Source organism: Actinomyces wuliandei (assembly GCF_004010955.1).
Lineage (GTDB): Bacteria > Actinomycetota > Actinomycetes > Actinomycetales > Actinomycetaceae > Actinomyces > Actinomyces wuliandei.
Map to the genome: position 1 here is coordinate 681,379 of NZ_CP025227.1, position 20,229 is coordinate 701,607.

The 20,229-nt window shown below is 68.8% G+C and carries 20 protein-coding genes; 2 read left to right on the forward strand and 18 right to left on the reverse strand.

Features of this window, described 5'->3' with window-relative positions:
- Positions 1–47 precede the first annotated feature (47 nt).
- Both CWS50_RS02705 and CWS50_RS02710 read right to left on the reverse strand, forming a co-directional pair.
- Positions 48–530 carry a hypothetical protein gene (locus CWS50_RS02705; RefSeq protein ID WP_127841561.1) on the reverse strand — a complete coding sequence of 161 codons (483 nt, stop codon included), beginning with the start codon at positions 528–530 and terminating at the stop codon, positions 48–50.
- A complete protein-coding gene (locus CWS50_RS02710; protein ID WP_127841562.1) occupies positions 530–1,783 on the reverse strand; it encodes an AAA family ATPase in 1,254 nt (417 codons plus the stop codon). Before CWS50_RS02710 ends, CWS50_RS02705 begins: the two co-directional genes overlap by 1 nt.
- Between CWS50_RS02710 and CWS50_RS02715 the strand changes: the two genes are divergently transcribed.
- The gene (locus CWS50_RS02715) at positions 1,782–2,906 is read left to right on the forward strand and encodes a GuaB3 family IMP dehydrogenase-related protein (RefSeq protein ID WP_127841563.1); all 1,125 of its coding nucleotides are present in this window, start codon (positions 1,782–1,784) and stop codon (positions 2,904–2,906) included. The two genes, CWS50_RS02710 and CWS50_RS02715, sit on opposite strands and share 2 nt — an antisense overlap.
- On the opposite strand, the gene CWS50_RS02720 is transcribed toward CWS50_RS02715, so the two are convergent.
- From CWS50_RS02720 to CWS50_RS02735, 4 genes are all read right to left on the reverse strand, one after another.
- On the reverse strand, positions 2,891–4,027 hold the full coding sequence (locus CWS50_RS02720) for a glycerate kinase (RefSeq protein WP_127841564.1): 1,137 nt from the start codon (positions 4,025–4,027) through the stop codon (positions 2,891–2,893). The genes CWS50_RS02715 and CWS50_RS02720 overlap by 16 nt on opposite strands.
- A gap of 143 nt (positions 4,028–4,170) precedes the next feature.
- Positions 4,171–4,437, reverse strand: coding sequence for an HPr family phosphocarrier protein (locus CWS50_RS02725; protein WP_119836569.1), 267 nt, complete (start codon positions 4,435–4,437; stop codon positions 4,171–4,173).
- A 242-nt stretch (positions 4,438–4,679) separates the two neighbouring features.
- A complete protein-coding gene (locus CWS50_RS02730; RefSeq protein ID WP_127841565.1) occupies positions 4,680–4,925 on the reverse strand; it encodes a hypothetical protein in 246 nt (81 codons plus the stop codon).
- A gap of 135 nt (positions 4,926–5,060) precedes the next feature.
- A complete protein-coding gene (locus CWS50_RS02735) occupies positions 5,061–6,785 on the reverse strand; it encodes a sodium:solute symporter family protein (RefSeq protein WP_127841566.1) in 1,725 nt (574 codons plus the stop codon).
- Positions 6,786–6,946: 161 nt separating this feature from the next.
- On the opposite strand from CWS50_RS02735, the gene CWS50_RS02740 reads away from it, so the two are divergent.
- The gene (locus CWS50_RS02740; RefSeq protein ID WP_127841567.1) at positions 6,947–7,561 is read left to right on the forward strand and encodes a ribonuclease H family protein; all 615 of its coding nucleotides are present in this window, start codon (positions 6,947–6,949) and stop codon (positions 7,559–7,561) included.
- Here CWS50_RS02740 and CWS50_RS02745 read toward each other — a convergent pair.
- The 12 genes from CWS50_RS02745 to CWS50_RS02800 all read right to left on the reverse strand — a co-directional run bounded on the left by CWS50_RS02745 (position 7,487) and on the right by CWS50_RS02800 (position 19,851).
- Entirely contained in the window at positions 7,487–8,671 is a 1,185-nt protein-coding gene (locus tag CWS50_RS02745; RefSeq protein WP_127841568.1) for an acetate/propionate family kinase, read from the reverse strand. The two genes, CWS50_RS02740 and CWS50_RS02745, sit on opposite strands and share 75 nt — an antisense overlap.
- A gap of 128 nt (positions 8,672–8,799) precedes the next feature.
- Positions 8,800–10,854: a phosphate acetyltransferase gene (pta, locus tag CWS50_RS02750; protein WP_127841569.1), complete on the reverse strand. Its 2,055-nt coding sequence runs from the start codon at positions 10,852–10,854 to the stop codon at positions 8,800–8,802.
- Between the two features lie 88 nt (positions 10,855–10,942).
- Entirely contained in the window at positions 10,943–11,407 is a 465-nt protein-coding gene (locus tag CWS50_RS02755; protein ID WP_127841570.1) for a helix-turn-helix domain-containing protein, read from the reverse strand.
- Between the two features lie 235 nt (positions 11,408–11,642).
- Positions 11,643–12,332, reverse strand: a complete 690-nt coding sequence (locus CWS50_RS02760; protein WP_127841571.1) for a hypothetical protein — start codon at positions 12,330–12,332, stop codon at positions 11,643–11,645.
- The gene (locus CWS50_RS02765) at positions 12,326–13,450 is read right to left on the reverse strand and encodes a hypothetical protein (RefSeq protein ID WP_127841572.1); all 1,125 of its coding nucleotides are present in this window, start codon (positions 13,448–13,450) and stop codon (positions 12,326–12,328) included. Before CWS50_RS02765 ends, CWS50_RS02760 begins: the two co-directional genes overlap by 7 nt.
- The gene (locus tag CWS50_RS02770) at positions 13,447–13,893 is read right to left on the reverse strand and encodes a hypothetical protein (protein WP_127841573.1); all 447 of its coding nucleotides are present in this window, start codon (positions 13,891–13,893) and stop codon (positions 13,447–13,449) included. Before CWS50_RS02770 ends, CWS50_RS02765 begins: the two co-directional genes overlap by 4 nt.
- A gap of 159 nt (positions 13,894–14,052) precedes the next feature.
- On the reverse strand, positions 14,053–14,829 hold the full coding sequence (locus tag CWS50_RS02775) for a sulfite exporter TauE/SafE family protein (protein ID WP_127843184.1): 777 nt from the start codon (positions 14,827–14,829) through the stop codon (positions 14,053–14,055).
- Between the two features lie 177 nt (positions 14,830–15,006).
- Positions 15,007–16,005 (reverse strand): sugar phosphate isomerase/epimerase family protein, encoded by a 999-nt coding sequence (locus tag CWS50_RS02780; protein WP_127841574.1) that lies wholly within the window; start codon positions 16,003–16,005, stop codon positions 15,007–15,009.
- 173 nt (positions 16,006–16,178) lie between these two features.
- Complete coding sequence (locus tag CWS50_RS02785) at positions 16,179–17,393, reverse strand: Gfo/Idh/MocA family protein (protein ID WP_127841575.1); 1,215 nt, start codon at positions 17,391–17,393, stop codon at positions 16,179–16,181.
- 642 nt (positions 17,394–18,035) lie between these two features.
- A complete protein-coding gene (locus tag CWS50_RS13160; RefSeq protein WP_127841576.1) occupies positions 18,036–18,317 on the reverse strand; it encodes a hypothetical protein in 282 nt (93 codons plus the stop codon).
- A gap of 140 nt (positions 18,318–18,457) precedes the next feature.
- Complete coding sequence (locus tag CWS50_RS02795; RefSeq protein WP_127841577.1) at positions 18,458–18,727, reverse strand: AAA family ATPase; 270 nt, start codon at positions 18,725–18,727, stop codon at positions 18,458–18,460.
- A gap of 116 nt (positions 18,728–18,843) precedes the next feature.
- Positions 18,844–19,851: a LacI family DNA-binding transcriptional regulator gene (locus tag CWS50_RS02800; RefSeq protein WP_127841578.1), complete on the reverse strand. Its 1,008-nt coding sequence runs from the start codon at positions 19,849–19,851 to the stop codon at positions 18,844–18,846.
- Positions 19,852–20,229 lie beyond the last annotated feature (378 nt).

A 20,229-nucleotide genomic window follows, 5' to 3' on the forward strand; every position in this document is an offset into this window, starting at 1 on the left:
CCAGGGTGGCTGGGGGGCTGCCTGTTGTCGCGCCGTTGCTGGTGACGTTATGACGCGAACGCCTTGAGCTGGCGGTCCAGTGTCCACACCCGGACGTCACGCAGGCCTGTACGGGCACGGTACTGGTCGCGTTCCACCAGGATGCTGAGATCGCCTCCTCCCAGCGACTGCTGGCAGGCGTGCTCCACCCACGGCTGGTCTGTGGCAGCACCGTTGAGAAGTGAGCGAAGGAAGTTGTTGTCCCACTGCACCTCGTCGAGAAGCCACGGTGACTGCCTGGTGATGACCTTGTCCAGGACGTCGTGGAAGAGCTGGGCCGCCTTCCTGCGCTGCTGGCCGTCCTTGAGCTGGCAGATGTGGTTGCCCGTCTCGATCACGGTGGTGATGGGTAGGAGGAACTGGTCTCCGGCAGCGTGCCTCGCTTTGAAGTCCTCCCCTGCCTTGTCCTGGTCCGGGGAGCCTCGCCTTGACAGGCCAGGAACCTGGAGAAGGTGCACCAGCACCGAGGTGTCGATGAACCAGACCGTCATCAGTCTGCTCCGATAAGTGCGAGGAAGTCAGAGTAGTCCGGTTCTGGGCCGGGCTGGGCGGCCTCGTCAAGAAGACCGCGGGTCACTACTGTCCCCAGCGTGCCCGCACTCATGGCCTGGGCGTACCCGGGCAGGTCAGTCAGGCGGGTGACCTTCTGGTGGTGGCAGACCAGGACGTCGCGCAGCTGGTCCCCGCCCAGCGCGTCCAGCAGTGCGGGGGAGTGGGTGGTGACCAGCGCGCTGACCTGGCCACGCTGTGTGGCCTCCTCGACCAGGTGGAGCAGCCTGCTGGCGTTGGAGGGGTGCAGGCCGTTCTCGATCTCTTCCACAGCCAGCAGGGCGCCAGCACTGGGAGCGGGGACGTCGCTGGTGTAGGTGGTGGTGACGGAGTCAAGATCCAGGCCGCTGGCCGGGCTGGACAGGGCTGTGGCGATCGCAAGGAAACGTAACAGGCCGTCGCTCATCGAGCGGGCCGTTGTCAGGGCGGCAGGCTCGTCTGGTTCGCCGTTGCCGTGGTCCTCCTGGACGGCAGTCATGATGTCTCCCGTATCTGTTGAGCTGAAGCTCAGGGCGCGTATCGGGCAGTCGGCAATCTGGCGTGCCAGCTCCTCCAGCCGGGAGAATGTGTCAGGGGTGTGGTCCTGAAGGTGCCTGAGGACGGGAGCCAGGTTCTCGCCGGTGCGACGCAGCTGGGTCTCCCGGAGGGGAACCCAGTCCCGCATCAGGCTTGGTGCGGGATCAAAGTGAAAGGTGCTGCGCAGCGCGGCGGACACGTCGCGCTGGGCGTCGAGGATGTCCCGGTCTGCGCGGGTGGTGCCTGGGAGCACTGCGGGGAGCTGGCTGAGCGCGGACCGGTCGTCCCGCAGCGCGATGCGTCGGTTGGGACCTCGTTTACCCGTCGAGACAGCGGCGTCCAGCCCGACACCACCACTTCCGGCGGTCGCCGACATGAGAGTCTGCTGGTTCCAGCGACCGCTCTTGGCGGCACGCTGTGGTCCATTAAGGTGCTCACCTACGACTCGGATAAAGGGCACAGTCTCCAGCTTGACGTCGTAGCGGTAGTCGTAGCTCCCGCCAGAGTGGGTCACGGTGATGGTGCATCCCAGCGAGAACCGGGTGCTGCCGTGCGGGGCACACCCAGCAGCGCCGCCACGGACCGGGCCGCCCTCCCGCCGTCTCCCGTCCAGCGCGTCGGCCAGCCTCCCGGGCGAGGCGGTGACCGCCGACCCGTCGGCTGCGTAGGATCGGTCCATGAGCTCTGAGATCGAGATCGGGCGCTCCAAGCGAGCCCGCCGCGCCTACTCCTTTGAGGACATCGCGCTGGTTCCAGCCCGCCGCACCCGTGACACCTCCGAGGTCCGTGTGGGCTGGCAGATCGACGCCTACCACGTGGACCTGCCGGTCATGGCCTCACCCATGGACTCGGTCATGAGCCCGGAGACCGCCATCCTGGTAGGGCGGCTCGGCGGGATCGGGGTGCTCGACCTGGAGGGCCTGTGGACCCGCTACGAGGACCCGACCCCGGCTCTGGAGCGTATCCGTGCCGCTGCTCCTGAGGAGGCCACCCGGGTGCTCCAGGAGGTCTACCAGGTACCGGTGGATCCTGACCTCATCACCGAGCGCCTGGCCCAGGTCCGTCAGGCGGGCGTCGTCGTCGCCGGGCGGCTCAGCCCCGCCCAGACCCAGCGGCACTGGCGCACCGTGGTGGAGGCGGGCGTGGACCTGCTGGTCATCCGCGGCTCGGTGGTCTCGGCGGAGCACGTCTCCGGGGCGGCGGAGCCGCTCAACCTCAAGCGCTTCATCTACGGGCTCGACGTGCCCGTGGTCGTGGGCGGGGTGACCACCTACACCGCCGCCCTCCACCTCATGCGTACCGGTGCCGCCGGCGTGCTTGTGGGGCAGGGCGGTGGCGCCTCCTCCTCGGTGCGACAGGTCCTGGGCCTGCACATGCCCATGGCCACTGCCGTGGCCGACGTGGCCGGCGCCCGGCGCGACTACCTGGATGAGTCCGGGGGCCGCTACGTCCACGTCATCGCTGACGGGTCGGTGGGCAACTCCGGTGACGTCGTCAAGGCTATCGCCTGTGGGGCGGACGCGGTCATGCTCGGTGCGGCCCTGGCTCGTGCCCAGGAGGCCCCGGGCAAGGGCTACCACTGGGGCGCCGAGGCGCGTCACCAGCGTCTGCCACGCGGCTTCCGCAGCCACGTGGGTACTGTGGGCACCATGGCGGAGATCCTCAACGGCCCCTCTGACCAGGCCGACGGGACCCTCAACATCATGGGTGCCCTGCGCCGGACCCTGGCCACCACCGGCTACTCCGACGTCAAGGAGCTCCAGCGCGTCGAGGTGGTCCTGGCTCCCTACGAGGCCTCCTGAGCCGCGACCCACCGGGTCACGGCTGAGCGCAGGTTCTGCGACCCCTCGGCAAGCGCCTGCTCCATAGCTGTGCCCTCCGGGGTGATCTGCACCAGGTCACGCACGCCCTGCCCCAGGAGCGCGGCCGCGTCCGCCTGTACCCGCCCGGCGAAGACCACCACCGGCACCCCGGCGGCTGCGGCCACCCGGACAACACCCGCTGCGGTCTTGCCGCTCAGTGTCTGGCTGTCCACAGAGCCCTCACCGGTAAGGACGGCGGTGGCTCCCTTCACTGCCTCAGCCAGCCCGCTAGCCTCCATGACCAGGTCCACGCCCGGGCGCGTCCGAGCAGACAGGAAGGTCATGAGTGCCCAGCCCAGCCCACCTGCGGCGCCGGCTCCGGGGCGTTGCGCCACCTCTGTCCCGCTGACACCCTCAGACGAGGTGGACAGGCCCGCCAGCCGGGACAGCAGGTCGTCCAGGACCCGCACCTGGCTGCCGGTGGCCCCCTTCTGGGGACCAAACACCGCGCTCGCGCCCTGGGGGCCAAGCAGAGGTGAGGTGACGTCGCAGGCAGCATGGACCTGCACACCTGCCAGCCTCGGGTCCAGGCCGCTGGTGTCGACTGCGGTGGCCCTGACCAGCTCAGCAGGTACAGGGGCCAGTGGCGCGGCCTGCTCGTCAAGGAAGCGCACGCCCAGCGCCGCCAGCATGCCCGCTCCGGCGTCGTTCGTGGCGGAGCCGCCCAGGCCGACGATGATCTCCTGGGCTCCTCGGTCCAGGGCTGCCAGGACCAGCTCGCCCACACCGAGGGAGCTGGAGCCCATGACGTCTCGGTGGCGCGGGGGAACCTGCTCCAGACCCACAGCTGTGGCCACGTCAAGCAGGGCGGTCGTGCCAGCAAGGTAGAGAGCGCCCTGCACGGGTGCGCCGAGGGCGTCGTGCACGGGCACCTCCACGCTCCTGGCTCCCAGGGCGGCGGCCAGCGTCTGAGCGAACCCCTCCCCGCCGTCAGCCATGGGACGCAGGAGGCAGGTGGCCTTCGGGTCGGCCTGGCGGACTCCCGCTGCCATCGCCTCGGCAGCCTCAAGCGCGGTCATGGACTCCTTGAAGGAGTCGGGGGCGAGGACGTAGGTGGCCATGCTCCAGGATCTCACACCGGCTTCGGCCGACGGAGGCACCTGGGTGGCCGACACAGGGCGCCGCAGGGATGGGGAGGACGACGACGGGGTGTCCTCCCAGGCTGGGAGGACACCCCGTCAGGCAGTGATGTCGTTGTCGCCTGTCAGGCGTCGAGGTCAGTCTCCAGGAGAGCCTTGAGCTCATCAAGCGCGGCCTGCGCGCCGTCGGCGTCGGAGGAGAGGGTGACCACGTCGCCGAAGCCGGCACCCAGAGTCATGACACCGAGAATAGAGGAGGCGTCAACGGCGGCCCCGCCCTCCTTGGCGATAGAGACAGGAACGCCCTTCTCAGCGACAGCCTTGACGAAGGTGGCGGCGGGACGGGCGTGAAGACCGACCTTGGAAGCGATAGTGGCGGTGACCTGGGCCATGTGGAGCTCCTTTGAGATGACGGTGTCTGTACGGCAGGTGTGCCAGAGGCTCACCCTTGCGCCGCGCTATGCAACGAGTATGCAGCACGATGACTGCCGCAAGCCCTGACCCTACCGGACAGTGGCGGTCACGCGCACGCGTTTAGGCAGCTGGCGTGCACTGTGAAGACGTTCTGGGTCTGCGACCAGGAGCCGTCTGCGTGAGGCCGTACGAGCTGGGACGGCTGGGTCGCCGTCCGGTACTAGCCCTGCGGGTCCTGGCTCTGGGGCGACGGCGCCTGGGCCGGCCTGATAAACCACCACAGCCCCATTCCTGCTGCGATAGCAAGCAGCGCCAGGCCCGCCCACAGGTTCGCGTTGACCCCTCCGCTACGGGCGAGGTCGGCGGGCTCGTGGGCCAGCCCGGCGCACACCAGCAGAAAGATGCTGATGAGGCCCAGGGCCGCAGCGATGACCGCGCGGATATCTGACAGTGAGCGCTTGTTCATGAGGTTACTCCGATGTCGGTGTCGGGACGTTGAGTAGGAGGAGCTGGCTCAGCAGGACTGGGACACGGTGCGTGGGGGGCTGGAACCGGTAGGCTGCCAGTGGGCCGCGCAGCAGTCGCACAGTGCCGGCGGGTGTCAGTGGAACACGCTGTTGAGCAGGATGACCATGGTGCCGGCCAGGACGCCCAGTGGGACCGGCCTGCGGTACCACGGCAGCTCGTGCAGGTGGGGGTCGGTGCGTTCGCTCCGTGGCGTCAGCGCGTAGACGAATCCCTTGAGCTCGGAGTCGGGCTTGGGACGCGTCGTCAGGGAGACCCCGATCGTGACCGCGACATCGACGACGAAGGCGATACCTGCCGCCAGGAAGGCCCCGCCCTGACCCGGCATGGACAGGACGTCGGTCCACAGCATGACGTTGACGGCCAGGGCAGCCAGCGTCCCGGCCACGAGTCCGCTCCAGCCTGCTGCTGGCGTGGCGCGCTTCCAGAACATGCCAATGATGAAGGTGGCGAAGAGAGGGGCGTTGAACATGGAGAACAACGTCTGGAGGTAGTCCATGAGGTTGGAGTAGTTCGACGCGATGAGCGCGGTGAAGATCGCGATGACAGCGGCGGCCAGCGTCGAGAGCTTGCCCATTGCCAGGTAGTGGGCGTCGTCCCCGTCCTTCTTGATGTAGCGCTGGTAGAGGTCGACCCCCCACACGGTGTTGAAGGCTGAGACATTAGCGGCCATCCCCGCCATGAAGGAGGCGAGCAGGCCGGTGATCGCCAGACCGAGCAGCCCGTTGGGCAGGACGTCGCGCATGAGGTACAGGATCGAGTCGTTGTAGTCGTAGGCCTGGCTGGCTCCTGCCTTGAGGTCGCGGACCTCGGAGACCAGGACGCCGGCGACCATCCCGGGCACGATTACCAGGAAGGGGACGAGCATCTTCACGAAGGTCCCGATGATCGGGGTGGACTGGGCCGCTGAGATCGAGTTGGAGGCCATGGCGCGCTGGACCTCCACGAAGTTTGTCGTCCAGTAGCCGAAGGACAGGACGAAGCCAAGGCCGAAGACCAGGCCGACCACGGAGAGGATGTCGGAGTCAAAGCCCGAGATGGCGTTTCCGGGCCAGGAGTGCAGCTGCAGGGCGGGGTCGGTTCCTGCTGCCGTGGCGTCGGCGGTGATCTGCTCGGTCAGCCCCTGCCAGCCGCCGACCCGGCGCAGGCCGATGACGGTCAGCGGCAGCAGGGCGGCGACGATGACGAAGAACTGGAGGACCTCGTTGTAGATCGCGGCTGACAGGCCACCCATCGTGATGTAGGCGTAGACGATGACTGCGGCGATGACCAGGGCCGACCACAGGGGCCAGCCCAGCAGCCAGTTGACGATGTTGCCCAGCAGGTACAGGTTGATGCCAGCGATGAGCAGCTGGGCCAGGGCAAAGCTCAGCGAGTTGACCAGGTGCGCCTCGACACCGAAGCGCTTGAGCATGAACTCCGGGACCGAGCGGACCTTGGACCCGTAGTAGAAGGGCATCATGACCAGTCCCAGGAAGATCATGGCCGGGATGGCGCCGATCCAGAAGTAGTGGAAGGTCGGCATCCCGTACTGGGCGCCGTTGGCAGACATCCCCATGATCTCCACCGCGCCGAGGTTGGCTGACACGAAGGCGATCCCGGTGACCCAGGCGGGCAGGGACCGGCCTGAGGTCAGGAAGCCGTCTGCCGTGGAGGCCTGGGCACGGGCCATGAGGCCCACACCGATGACGAAGGCAAAGTAGATGACAATAGGGACGTAGTCATACCAGGCTGCGTCGATAAGTGTGGTGGAGGCGGGCAGCGTTGAGGGAAGTGCTGCGAGAGGTGGAGCGGAGGACATCGGCGTACCTCGGGTCTCGGGTAAGGGGGCAGGGTCAAGGAACGAGCAGGTGCTCACCGCACAGGATAGCGTTCCACGGTTGGGAAGGTGTCCGCTTTGGTGGCTTCTGGTGACACGTCGCGACGGGCTGACGGGCGCGGGGCGCAGGTAGGCTGGCCCGCATGACGATCACTGCTGCGGCGGACGGCTCCGCCCTGGGTAACCCCGGTCCGGCAGGCTGGGCGTGGTACGTGGACGAGGGCTGCTGGGCGGCAGGCGGCTGGCAGACCGCGACCAACAACCGTGGGGAGCTGACCGCCGTGCTGGAGCTCCTGCGCGCGACGCAGGCGGCGGGCCTGGCAGGCGAGGACCTCCTGGTCCTGTGCGACTCCCAGTACGTCATCAACTCAGTGACACGGTGGCGGCACGGCTGGAAGAAGCGGGGGTGGCGCAAGGCGGACGGCAAGCCGGTCCTCAACGTGGACCTCATGCGGGAGCTGGACCAGGCCCTGGCAGGTCGGTCCGTACGCTTTGAGTGGGTGCGTGGGCACGTGGGCCACATGCTGAACGAGGCGGCGGACACCAGGGCGCGGGCCGCAGCCACCGCCTACCAGCAGGGCAGGGCGGTGCCCGCAGGTCCTGGCTGGACGCGCGGTGGTGGAGCCAGCCAGGCCGCTGGGCAGGTGGTGCAGGCTAGTGCCCAGGGGGAGGGACAGCAGGGCTCAGAGAAGCGTCAGGGCCTGGCGGGCGATGGCCAGCTCCTCGTTGGTGGGGACGACCAGCACCGTCACGGGTGACTGCGGTGCGGAGACGACGCGGGCCTGGGAGGACCGGGTCTCGTTGAGGGTGTCGTCGAGCCTGATGCCCAGGAAGCCCAGGCGCCCGCACAGCTCGCGGCGCAGGCGGGCGTCGTTCTCCCCGATCCCGGCGGTGAAGGTCAGGGCGTCCAGGCCGCCCATGACGGCGGTGTAGGCCCCCACGTACTTGGTCAGCCGGTGGAGGTAGATGTCCATGGCGTCACGGGCCTCCTGCTCCCCGTCGTCCACACGCCTCCACACCTCACGCATGTCGTTGTCTCCGGCCAGCCCCTTCATCCCGGAGCCCCGGTTGAACAGGTTGTCGATCTCGTCGACCGTCATGCCGGCCACCCGGGCCAGGTGGAACACGGCCGCCGGGTCAATGTCACCTGTGCGCCCGCCCATGACCAGTCCCTCCAAGGGGGTCAGCCCCATGGAGGTCTCCACGGCGTGGCCCGCCACCACCGCCGAGGCTGAGGCCCCGTTGCCCAGGTGCAGGACTACCTGACGCAGGTCCTCACGTCCCAGGAGCCGGGAGACCTGCTCGGAGACGTACTGGTGGCTGGTGCCGTGGGCGCCGTAGCGGCGGATCGAGTAGCGGTCGGCGACCTCCCGGTCCAGGGCGTAGCGGGCAGCCTCCTCAGGCAGGTCCTGGAAGAACGCGGTGTCGAAGACCGCCACGTGGGGGACGTCCGCCAGCAGCCTGCGAGCGACCTCAATACCCTTGAGGTGGGCGGGGTTGTGCAGCGGCCCCAGCGGCACCAGCTCTGTGATGAGGGTGACGACCTCGTCGTCGATGAGGGCCGGGCCGCTGAAGTGGCGCCCTCCTTGGACCACCCGGTGCCCCACGGCGACGACGTGCGCCTCAGCCAGGCTGGGACCCTTGTCCTCGAAGAGGCGCAGCACCTCGGCCAGCCCGGTGCCGTGGTCGGGAACAGGCTGGTCGAGCTCGGTGCGCTGGCCAGCCACCTTGTGGACGATGGCACCAGCCTCCTCCCCGATGCGCTCCACCAGGCCGGAAGCCAGGGAGCTGCCCGAGTCAGGGTCCACCAGCTGGTACTTGATGGAGGAGGAGCCGGAGTTGATGACGAGGACGGTCCGCTGGGTCACGAGGAGCCTTTCGGTGTGCGTGGCGGGCAGGGCAGGTCTCGGTGGGTTGTCGTCAGGTGAGGTGGTGCCGCAGTGCCTGGTCGGTGCAGGCCGACCGTCCCGGACTCTCCCGGCCCGCCCTCTGGGCGCTAGCCCTGGGCCTGGACGGCGGTGATGGCCACGGTGTTGATGATGTCCTCCACAAGGGCACCACGCGACAGGTCGTTGACCGGCTTGTTGAGGCCCTGGAGGACGGGGCCGATGGCGATGGCGCCGCTGGAGCGCTGCACGGCCTTGTAGCCAATGTTGCCACTGGAGAGGTCGGGGAAGATAAAGACGTTGGCATGGCCTGCCACCTGGGAGTCCGGCGCCTTCTTGGCGGCGACAGTGGGGTCGATGGCGGCGTCGTACTGGATGGGGCCGTCCACGGCGAGGTCGGGGGCCTTGGCCTGGACCAGCTCGGTGGCCTCGCGCACCTTGTCCACGTCCGCCCCCTGCCCGGAGGTGCCGGTGGAGAAGGACAGCATCGCGACCCGGGGCTCCACCCCGAACCGGCGTGCCGTGGCAGCGGAGGAGACGGCGATGTCAGCCAGCTGCTCGGCGGTGGGGTCCGGGTTGACCGCGCAGTCCCCGTAGACGAGGACCCGGTCCTGGAGGAGCATGAGGAAGACCGAGGAGACGATGGAGGTCCCAGGTCTGGTCTTGATGATCTGGAAGGAGGGGACGATGGTGTGGGCGGTGGTGTGGGCCGCTCCGGAGACCATGCCGTCGGCGTCACCCAGGTGGACCATCATCGTCCCGAAATAGGACACGTCCTGGATCTTCTCGTGGGCCTGCTCCAGCGTGACCCCCTTCTTGGCGCGTAGACGGGCGAACTCCCTGGCGTAGGTGTCGAGTCGCTCAGGATCGCTGGTAGAGACCACGCGCGCCGCCGTGATGTCCAGCCCCAGCTCGGCGGCGCGTGAGCGGACCGTGGTCTCCTCGCCCAGGAGGGTCAGGTCAGCGATGCCGCGGCGCAGGATCGCGTCCGCGGCGCGCAGCACCCGGTCGTCGTCGGGCTCGGGCAGGACGATCATCCTGCGGTCGGCCCGGCTGCGCTCCACCAGCTCGGCCTGGAACATGACGGGGGTGACGACGTCGGAGGGCTCCACCTCCAGGGCGGACATGAGGGCCTCGACGTCGGTCTCCTGCTCAAAGGTGGTCACGGCCACGTCCAGCTTGCGGTCCGAGCCGTGAGCCAGCAGGCCGGTCAGGGAGCTGGTGACTGAGGCGGCGGCAAAGGTGTCCAGGGGGGAGGTCATGACCGGGATGGGCAGGCCCAGGCCCTCCAGGAGGCGCAGCGCGTGGGGGTTGATGTCAAACCCCCCGTTGAAGACCAGGCCGGAGAGCTTGGGGAAGCTGGAGGAGGCCTGGGCGGCCAGCAAGGAGATGACCAGCGCCGAGCGGTCCGCGGGTACGATGGCCAGCTGTCCCTCGCGCAGGCGCTCCAGGACGTGGGAGACGTCCATGGCGCACACGAGGAAGGACTCAGCCTCACGGGCCAGCAGCGTCGGGTCCCCGGAGATGAGGGTGCCGTCCACCGACTCCATGACCTCGCGGACCGAGGGGGCTGCCAGCAGTGGCACCTCCGGGAGCGTGGTGGAGACCAGCCCGGAGTGCTCCCTGAGGGCCGTGGCCACGGCCTGACGCGTGTCAGGGAGGCACTTGTTGGCCACGACGGCCACGGTGCGGGCGTGGTTGTCAGCGATCTCGGCGACGGAGACCTCCACGTTGCCCATGACGTCCTCAGGGCCGTTGTGGCCGGAGACCACCAGCAGGACGGGCACCCCGAGGTTGGCGGCCACGCGGGCGTTGAGGGAGAGCTCGGGGTTACCTGCCAGGTCGGTGAAGTCGGAGCCGTCGATGATGACGACGTCGTGGCTGCGGGCGACGTCACGGTAGGCGGCCACGATCTGGGACAGGGACTCCTCGGGGTCGGCGTGGAACTCCTCCCACGTGGTGCCCACGCACTGGGCGGCGGGCACGGTCGAGCCGGCACGGGCCAGGAGCACGTCGAGGAAGGCGTCACCATCCCTGCTCTCGACGAAGGGGCGGAAGACCCCGACCCTGGCGACGACCTTGGTCAGGGAGGCGACCAGGCCGAGTGCCACTGTGGACTTCCCGGTCCCGGCGTTAGGTGAGGCGATGTAGATGCTGCGCGCCACATTGGGTCCTTCGTGTCTCGTTGTGCGGGGCCGGGCCGTTCCGGCTGCACCAGTGTCCATCGAGTGCTCCCACCAGTGTCTCAGCGCCCTAGCGTGTCCCGGGGTCCGGGGCGCTTGCGGGTGACCTGCCTGTGCGGTCCCGGGTGCGGCTGCTGCTGCCGTGCCTGCCTGCCTCCGGCGGGTCGTCGAGCCGCTCGCTCTTGCGGGCGAGCTCGACGATCGCGCCGATGCTTGCCAGCGCGGAGTCGCTCAGCCCGTGGACACGCAGAGCGATCGTGCGCTCCGCAGGAGTCAGCTCGGTGGCCGAGGCGGGCTCCCCCTCGCCCTCGAGAAAGTAGGACACGGGTACGTCAAAGGCGTCAGCCAGGGCGCGTAGGTGCTGTAGGCGAGGGTTGCGCGCCTGACCCGTGCGCAGCTGCTGGAGGTAGCTGACGGACATCGTCGAGATCCCCCTCTGGTCCATCCTGTGCACGACCTCTTGCAGCGTGACAGGCCGACCGTGAGGGCCTGCGGTCTGTGCGAACAGGCGCTCCAGCCGTTGCGCGATGGTCACGAGCCTGGCTCTCCTTAGTGGTCAGGGGTGGTCAGGGCGGCCGAGCGGGAGGTCCGTCGGTTCCTCGGCGGCTAGGGTGAAGCCATCCTAACGGATGATCTCCTCCCAGGACGAGGTGGTGGCGTGTCTGTCTGCGCGGTCGTCTCCCCGATTGTCTTTGCGGCCTGGGTCGGTGTCTGGTCGGCCTGGCCGGAGGGCTCTGGGAGGTCCGTAGCCCGGACCAGGCGGCGCCAGACTAGGCGGTGGGGGGCATGAGCAGGCGGGCCGTCAGCATGACGGCGACAGCCAGCACCATACCCAGGGTGATCTCGCCAGGCGTGTGGTGGCGCAGCCGCAGGCGGGCGAAGGCGACCGCTGGCAGCAGGGGCAGGAGCGCGAGCAGCCACCAGGGGGAGACAACCAGCGCTGCGGCGAGGATGGCAGCCGTGAGGCAGAACGCGTGCATCGACACCTTGGTGCCGGCGAGCGTGACGGCCCCGGTCAGGGCGAGCCCTGCCACCATGGTGAGAAGGATCCAGATGAGGAGAGGCGGTGCGCCTGCGCCTCGCGCCACAGCGGTGCCGCACAGCACGGAGCCCGTGCACACGAGGAGCACCCACCAGCGCTGCTCACGCCGGGTGACGTGGCGGTCGCTGAGGTGGTTGCTGCGTACGGCGACGTGGATGGTGGACACAGGCACTGCGGCACAGAAACCGCTGAGGAGGACCGCCCACCCCAGGCCGGCCAGGGGCTGAGGGTGGCCCGCGACACCGCACAGGACGCAGATCAGGGACACGGACACAGCCGGGGAGACCACGTCGCTGAGCAGTCGAGCAACCCGCGTGGCCCGGTCCTCAGACCGAGGAGCATCCTGTGGCGTCTCACGGGGAGCCTCCAGCCCCGGCCCCGGCCTCCCGGCCGGGGCTCCTGCGGCAGCCGTCACCACGGGCCGACTCCGTGGCGCCTGGTGGCATCGACGGCGAGACGTATCTCGTAGAGGCTGTGCAGGGAGGCTGACAGTGTCTCGTCCTCGGCCAGGCTGAGGGTAGGCAGCCGGGTCAGGGCCAGAGTCGCTCGCCCCAGGGGAGGGACAGCCGAGTCTCCGCTGAGGTGGCGCACCAGTCCGGCGGACAGGTAGGGGTCGTGCGGGTACTGCTCGTGCACGTGCCTCAGGGCTGGGTCCGGGTCCTCGCGGATGAGCCTGAGGGCGTCGTGCGTCTCGACCGTGAGCCTGTACAACGTCATGATCCTGCTGAAGTCGCGCTGCTCCTCAGCCGGGAGCCTGACACCGGGGTGGAGGGCCGTCGTCGTCGTCCACAGGGGCCGGATGACGGCGCTGGCCAGGCGTAGAGAGAGGTCCTTGCGTGCTCGTGAGACGAGGCGGTGGGCAAGACCCGAGGTCAGCCCGACCAGGAAGAGGACGACCACGGCGACCAGGAGGTAGCTCCTGGCCCCGGATCCTCCGAGGACGGGGCGGGCGAGCATGTCCGCGATCGAGGAGCAGACGAAGAGGATCGAGCCGAGGGCGCCGACAAGGATGCAGCCGACAGAGAACCTGGTGGGCAGAGGGAGCTTCCCGCGGGCCACGGCCTGCCAGCAGCCGACGGCGACGACGACTGCTGACAGCGCGAAGGCGCCCAGGTAGAGCGTGTGGTAGGCGGCAAGCGGCCACGCCTGCCCCTGGGCTGAGGCCTCGCCGATCTCTGAGCGGTGGAGCACACTGCCGTCGGCGTGCAGCGGGATGAACCACACGAGCACCGTCTCACCAGCAGCGACACCGCTCGCGCACAGGCAGACTGTCCGCGTGAGGCGCCGTGAGACGGGGGGTGAGCGGAAGGTCAGGACCAGGAGCACGGTGGAGACCTGGGCCGTCAGGATGGCGAGACGCTTGACCAGGTCAGTTGCGGGGCCGTCGGTGACGGACTCGAGCTCGCGGCACAGCACGGCCAGGCACAGGGCGGCAGCGGCGACCCGCAGCAGCCGGGCACGTTGCTGCCCCTTGTACAGGGTTGAGGTGATCACGACCAGTCCTGCCGTGACGGTGATGGCAAGGAAGGAGGTCATGACAGCCTGCTATGGGTGCTGGAGGCGGAGAGGAAGGTGATGACCTCGCAGGGGCGTGGTCGGCCAAGAGCCTCCTGCCGACGGTGGAGCTCCCTGAGCAGCCGCATCCCTGTCGTCTCGGCCCGTCTCTCCGTGAGGTCGTCGAACACGCTGCGCAAGTGGGTGCCGCTGGTGTCGGCCCTGACATCGCCGTGGAGGATGTGGGCGTACTCGTGGAGAAGCGTCTGCTCCCGGTTCAGGGGTGACAGGCCGACGTCGTGGAAGACATGGGCGGTGCTGCCGACCACGACTGTCATGCCGCTGATCTCGTGGTGCCGCATCCTCTCAGGAATGGGGGCGATGGTGATCTCCAGGTTGCGGGCAGCGGCGATGGCGCCGCCGAGGGCCTCGACAGTAGGGTCAGTCGGCCACGTGAAGCCGTCAGGCACGTGATCAGTCGGCACGGGGGCGCTCCTGCAGGTGGTGGGACCGGACAGAGAGGGTGGCAGCGGCCGTAACGGCGACGGGCCGACCCGTGACTAACAGTAACGGAGAAATTATCGTGACGGATAGGGGGCAGGGCTTGATGTGTGTCCTGTCACCAGGCCCGGCGGCGGGGGTCCTCACAGCAGCAGCGGCAGGGCAGACACGACGGTCAGGGTGATGACCAGGGGCTCGAAGACGCGCTGGTCCATGCGCTCGGCAAGCCTGCGCCCCGCGAGGGCCACGACCACGACGACGGGGGCGGTGACTGCGGCCAGGGACACGGTTGTGGGGTTGACCAGGCCGATGGACACGGAGAACGGCAGCTTGACCAGGTTGACCACGAAGAAGAACCAGGCCGTCGTTCCCAGGAAGGCCTTGACCGGGTAGCGGCAGGCCAGGAAGTACATGGAGGTAACCGGTCCGCCCGCGTTGGCGACCATGGTGGTGAACCCGGCCAGGGTGCCGTAGACCAGGCGGGCGCTGGCTGAGTCAGCGGCGCCACGGGTGCTCAGGGGCGCCGCAGCGCGTTGGCGGTAGCGCTGCACCAGGGTCACGGCGATGAGGAGCAGCAGGACGGCACCGATGACGCGGCGGGTGGAGCTGTCAGTGGCCAGGCGCAGGAAGACCGCCCCGGCCGCCACACCCGCCAGGACAGCGGGTACCAGGCGCAGGAGCATGCGCACGTCCGCGTCCCTGCGATAGCTCCACACCGCGACAAGGTCGCCGGTCATGAGCATGAGCAGCATCGCCCCGGTGGACTCCCTGGCGGGCAGCAGCGCGGCGCACAGGGCGACAGCAATGGCGGCCGCGCCGGGCAGCACGGTCTTGGCGACCCCGGCCAGCGCGGCTGCCAGGACAAGCGCGGTCCAGGACAGGGGGCTGAGGTCGGGCAGAGGTAGCGCTGGGGGCGGCATGGCGGAGAGGGCAAGGGTGGGCACGGACAAGATGCTAAGGGTGCATGGTCCTGGTCGTCCCCGGCGCCAAGAACGTCATAGGATAACAAGGCATCGTGTTGTCCTATGACGTTCTTGGTGTCCGGGCCGAGTGTCCGGGCGTGGGCGTGCGGCGGGTCTGCCCCACGCCCGGACACCTCACAGCCGGGAGGCGGCCTCCAGGAGGTTCCTTGCCGAGATCTGGAGGCCCTCGACGTTGCCGTACTCGGCGTCCTCGTGCTCGATGTTGACGTTCATCTGCGGGTCCACCTCGGCGATGGCCGCCAGGAACTGCGCCCAGTAGTCGGCGTCGTGCCCCAGTCCGAGGGCGACAAAGCGCCAGGCTGGGTCGCTGGGCCAGGCGTTGCACCAGTAGCCGTAGGCGGTGGGTACCTTGCCCTCGGCGTCAGCAGGCACGTGACCGAAGTCCGTGTCCAGCACGCCACGGTAGGCGGCCCCGGGGAACACTTTGGTGTCCTTGGCGTGGACGTGGCCCACGAGGCTGCCCAGCCTCCTGGTGGCGGCGATGGGGTCCATCTGCTGCCAGAACAGGTGGGAGGGGTCCATGTTGACCTTGATGTTCGTGGCCCCAGTCTCCTCGACCAGCCGCTCGAAGGTGGGGACGTTGAAGACCAGGTTGCGTGGGTGGAGCTCCAGGCAGACCTGGACGTCGTTGTCGCGGGCCAGGGCGTCGACCTCCTTGAAGAAGGGGGCTACCACGCTCCACTGGTAGTCGAGGACCTCCATGTCGACGCCGTTCCACGGGTTGACCACCCAGGTGGGGTACGTGGCCGTGGGGTCGGTCCCGGGTGTGCCCGACATGGTGACGATCTCCTTGACCCCGAGCAGTCCCGCCAGCTCGATGGTCTGGCGCACGTCGTGGGCGTGCTTGAGACCCTCGTGAGGAAGCGGTGAGGTCGGGTTGCCGGAGGTGTTGAGGCCGGACAGCCTCATGCCCCGCTCCTCGAAGATCCCCAGGTAGTCCTCACGGGCGGCCTGGGAGGCCAGGAGGGCGTCGACAGGGCAGTGCGGGGAGGGGATGAACCCTCCGGCGTTGACCTCCGCTCCGGTCAGGCCAACCTCCTTGAGGGTGTCGAGGGCCGCGCCCAGGGGGCGGTCGTGCAGGCAGGCGGTGTAGGCGCCGTAGGTGAGTGCCATGTGGCTGTTCTCCTTGTTGGTGCTTGTTGTTGGTGCTTGCTTTGCTGGCTGTCCTGCCGGTGGTCGGTGCTGTCGGCCCGACGGCCGGCAGCGGGGGCGTGACGGCTGCCGACGTGCACGGAGGTGGCTCGTAGAGCCCGTCAGTCAGCTGGTCGTGGCGGCTGGTCGCAGTCTCAGCCCAGGTCGGAGACGTCGATCGCGGCACCGCCCTGCTCGGCCGAGCGGGCCACGGCGTCGGCGATGAGCATCTCCCGGTAACCGTCGGCGAAGGTGGCGCACGGAGGCAGGGCGCCCTTGCCGGGGTCGGTGACTCCGGCGACCTGCTGGAGGAAGGCATGGGCCTGGTAGGTGAACTGCTCGATCTGGGTCAGCCCCACACCCCCGACGGCCATGGAGGAGCCGCGGGCGAAGTAGGGGAAGTCGGGGTTGACCAGCACGCGGCGGGCGCCGCCCAGGCCAGCGGGGGAGTTGACGTCGTCGATCTTGATCTCACCGCAGCGGGCCAGGTCCCAGGAGGCCCGTCCCTTGGTGCCCAGCACGTCCACCATAAGGGAGTTGGGCAGCCCCCAGGCCACGCGGGAGCAGGAGAAGGTGCCCACGGCCCCGCTGGCGAAGTGCGCGGTGAAGGTGGCGACGTCGTCGTTCTCCACCGGCTCGTAGACGATGCTCTCGGAGTCCGAGGTGTCCAGGGCGGTGCCGCGGGTGACGTGGCCCTTGGCGACAGGGCGCTCCTTGATGGAGGTCATCATGGCAGCGCCGGACACGGAGACCAGGGGTCCGCAGATCAGCTCGGCGGTGTCGATGAGGTGGCTGCCGACGTCGCCCAGGGCGCCGGTGCCCATGGCGCCCTTGTAGCGCCAGGCCATGGGGGTGGCCGGGTCCGCGCCGTAGTCGCACCAGTAGCGCCCGTCGAAGTGGTTGACCTCGCCCAGGTGGCCCTGCGCGACGAGCGTGGCCAGCTCAGCGACGGCGGCGTTGCGACGGAAGGTGAAGCCGACGGCGGTGACCACCCCGGCTTCCTTCTCCGCTTGCGCCATGGCCTTGGCGGAGTCGAGGGTGTCGGCCAGGGGCTTCTCGCACAGGACGTGCTTGCCCGCCCTGATCATGGCCTCGGCTATCTCACGGTGCGCGGCGTTGCCCACCACGATGGACACGATGTCGATGTTGGGGTCCTCGGCCACCTGGCGCCAGTCGTCCACGGCACGCTCGTAGCCGTAGCGCTCGGCGGCGTCCTGGGCGAAGGGAAGGTAGGCGTCGGCGATGGTGGCCAGGTGGACCTGGGGCAGGCCCAGGTCGAAGACGGTGCCAACCTGGCGCCAGGCGTTGGCATGGGTGGTGCCGGCCATGCCGGCACCGATGACGGCGACGGAGAGGGGGCTGTTGCTCATGGGTAGACCTTCTGTCCTCGTTGACTGGCTTGAGTGCTGAGTTCACGCGCGTGAACTCGTGGTCCCAGTATGGGGCCGACGACGGCGGGTGTCAAGGGTGACGAGCGGGTTAGTCAGGACAAAGAGAGTCGGAGGGGCTGAGGTGTGGCGGCTCCGGGCCTGCTGGGCGGTGGCTCGCTCCTGGCCTGTCGGCGCTGGACAGTAGCCGGTACCTCCGGGCCTGCCGGACGGTGGCGGTGCGTGGGGCTGGGTCTGGGGCCAGCCCGGAACGGCTCCCGGGGCCTGGGTGCGGGGCCTGCCGTAGGCGGACGTCTCCGCGTTGGTAGTGATCCCCGGAGCCTGCGTGTGCGGAAAGGGTGGCGTGGCGCTGCTGCGGTGCCCCATTGCACGCTCAGGTCCTCGGTCCTTCACTCAAAGTGGCGGAACACCAACGTTTCTGCGATCGGGAAGATAACGGCGGACGGCTCCCATGTGCGTCGAGCCCTCGAATGCACATGGGAGGCGCGCGGATGCCGAGGGACCCGCTAACAATACTTCACACGTTTACTGTCTTACCGTGTCGCTGGAGTGGTGGCGAGTGAGTCAAGAACCGTGGCGAGAGCAGCGTCAGAGGAGTCCTCGTGCACTAGGCAGCACTGCCAGTCAGTCATCGCCGTCCCAGCCTGCGGGGTTCTCCAGGAAGGTGGCGGCCTCACCCCGAGACACCGGTCGGGCGGCCTTGCCCCGAGACACCGGTCGGGCGGCCTTGCCCCGAGACACCGGTCGGGCGGCCTCACCCTGCTGCCAGTCCTGTGCGCGCCAGGAACCCGGCAGCGGGTGAAACCTGATGCTTCGCCGTAGGCTCCCGCCAGGCTCTGGCAGCGTCTTCTCGACGGCGCACAGGATGTCCTCGTCGGATTCGAGGCTGTCGCGTACCTGGTCCATGACGGGGGCTGCCGCTCCGTCCTCTTGCTGCACTCCTGCCTGCCCTCGCCCGTCCTGGAGGCACTGGCGGAACAGGGACGCTGGAAGGTACGTGAGGGTGCGACCTTCGGACCGAACTCGTCCACCGATGTGAGGGGGAATCATCTCGGACGTGGGCCTGAGGTCCTTCTGGCGTCGAGGACGTCAGCGGAGAAAAGGGTACCGATGTTGCTGCGCTGCTGCGTGGTGGGGCGAACCAGGGCGCAGGCCTCAAGGAAGGAGTGGGTGCTCAGCAGGGACAGCAGCTCGATGGCGTCGAACAGGTTGGACTTCCCCACGGAGTTCGGGCCTGCCACACAGGTGAAGGGGCCCAGCTCCACGGAGACGTCGGGAAGGTTCTTGAGGCCGGAGACCTCGAAGCGGGTGAGCATCAGCCGTCTTTTGCTCCTGTGACGCAGCTACGCGCGGGTTCCCGCGATGCTACCAGCTGACCAGGGGCGGCTTGCCTACGTGTCTGGGCCAACCGGAGCCGACCCCGCTGTCGGTCTCAGGTGTCCCGCCCCAGGGAGGAGGCGCGTTCCACCAGCGTGGGAGGCAGGACCACCGTGCGCGCGGTGTCGCCCGTGGTGACCTCAGCCCGCTCGCAGACCAGCTCCACGGCCTGAGTGGCCATGCGCTCCTCGGACTGGCTGACGCTGGTCAGGGAGAACTCCTCGCGCTCAGCCAGGTAGGTGTTGTCGTAGGAGACCAGGAGGACAGAGGCGCTGTTGCGGCGGGAGGCCTCCCGCAGGACGGGGACCGCGTCGATCGCGTAGCCGTCGTTGTGCATGACCAGTCCCAGGGGCTCTGGGTGGTCCGCCAGGGCGGCACGGACCGCCGGTCCGGCGTCCTGGTCACACTCGTAGACGTCAGCAGCCGCCCTGGTGCGCGAGACCGCCTGCGTCATCGCCTGCTCTCGCTCCCTGCGGGAGGCCTCGTCGGTAGTGCTGGGGCCGATGTAGGCGATGGTCTGCGCTCCGCGTGCCACCAGGTGGTTCACGACGAGCCGGGCGGCGGCGGGCTCGTCCACGTGGACGGCGTCGACCCTTCCGCCGGGGCTCCTGCGCCCCACCAGGCAGGTGGGGACCTCTTCGGCAATAGCCAGCAGGTCCTCGTCAGCAAGCCAGGGTGAGACCAGGATGATGCCTAGGACCCGTACACCCAGCAGCGACTCGATAGCCTGGTGGAGCACTGCGGGCCTCTCGGCACCGACCGTGAGGAACAGGGTGAGGCCCCGGGCCGAGGCCGCTTCCCCCAGGCAGCGGGCCAGGCGCTCGAAGAAGGCGTTGCGCAGGTTGGGCAGGACCACCCCGACGATGCTGGAGCGGCGTCGGGCCAGGGAGGCGGCGGCGACGTTGACGCGGTAACCGAGGTCGGCGGCGACCCGGTGGATGCGCTCGCGGGTATCAGGGGCGACCTTGGGGGAGCCGCTCAGCGCCAGGGAGACCAGACTCCGCGAGACCCCGGCGGCACGGGCGACGTCGCTCTGGGTCACCACCCGTGCGTTCGTGGTCATAAGGCTCCTCCTGTCCGTGCCCCTGCTCGGGACGGGCCTGGACTGTCCGGCACGCCGCAGCGCACAGACCCTGGCCAGGCTACAGGGCCTGGTTGCTGCCGACAGCCAGCCCGTACTGCTCCCTGTGTCTGTGGGGGCTCCGGTCTGTGGCCCGTGCCCGGCTGGTCGCTTGGAGGTTGCGTGACAGAAACCGGTGAGAAGTGCTGGATCTTCCCGTTTGTGAAGGCTGTTCCTGGATCCTCGGGTGGCGACCTTCGGTGGGAGACATAGGTGTAATCGCTGTGCTCCCGCCAGGAACGCTGGCCGTTGGATTGATATGATATTGTATCCGTTGCGTAGGTCCGGCTGCTGCCGGGGGGCTCTATGGGCTGAGTCGTT

Bases quoted from the DNA above. Each gene is read 5' to 3' on its own strand.
- CWS50_RS02705 (WP_127841561.1), bottom strand. From the start codon at position 530: ATGACGGTCTGGTTCATCGACACCTCGGTGCTGGTGCACCTTCTCCAG.
- CWS50_RS02715 (WP_127841563.1), top strand. From the start codon at position 1,782: ATGAGCTCTGAGATCGAGATCGGGCGCTCCAAGCGAGCCCGCCGCGCC.
- CWS50_RS02710 (WP_127841562.1), bottom strand. From the start codon at position 1,783: ATGGACCGATCCTACGCAGCCGACGGGTCGGCGGTCACCGCCTCGCCC.
- CWS50_RS02720 (WP_127841564.1), bottom strand. From the start codon at position 4,027: ATGGCCACCTACGTCCTCGCCCCCGACTCCTTCAAGGAGTCCATGACC.
- CWS50_RS02725 (WP_119836569.1), bottom strand. From the start codon at position 4,437: ATGGCCCAGGTCACCGCCACTATCGCTTCCAAGGTCGGTCTTCACGCC.
- CWS50_RS02730 (WP_127841565.1), bottom strand. From the start codon at position 4,925: ATGAACAAGCGCTCACTGTCAGATATCCGCGCGGTCATCGCTGCGGCC.
- CWS50_RS02735 (WP_127841566.1), bottom strand. From the start codon at position 6,785: ATGTCCTCCGCTCCACCTCTCGCAGCACTTCCCTCAACGCTGCCCGCC.
- CWS50_RS02740 (WP_127841567.1), top strand. From the start codon at position 6,947: ATGACGATCACTGCTGCGGCGGACGGCTCCGCCCTGGGTAACCCCGGT.
- CWS50_RS02765 (WP_127841572.1), bottom strand. From the start codon at position 13,450: ATGACCTCCTTCCTTGCCATCACCGTCACGGCAGGACTGGTCGTGATC.
- CWS50_RS02775 (WP_127843184.1), bottom strand. From the start codon at position 14,829: ATGCCGCCCCCAGCGCTACCTCTGCCCGACCTCAGCCCCCTGTCCTGG.
- CWS50_RS02780 (WP_127841574.1), bottom strand. From the start codon at position 16,005: ATGGCACTCACCTACGGCGCCTACACCGCCTGCCTGCACGACCGCCCC.
- CWS50_RS02785 (WP_127841575.1), bottom strand. From the start codon at position 17,393: ATGAGCAACAGCCCCCTCTCCGTCGCCGTCATCGGTGCCGGCATGGCC.
- CWS50_RS13160 (WP_127841576.1), bottom strand. From the start codon at position 18,317: ATGGACCAGGTACGCGACAGCCTCGAATCCGACGAGGACATCCTGTGC.
- CWS50_RS02795 (WP_127841577.1), bottom strand. From the start codon at position 18,727: ATGCTCACCCGCTTCGAGGTCTCCGGCCTCAAGAACCTTCCCGACGTC.
- CWS50_RS02800 (WP_127841578.1), bottom strand. From the start codon at position 19,851: ATGACCACGAACGCACGGGTGGTGACCCAGAGCGACGTCGCCCGTGCC.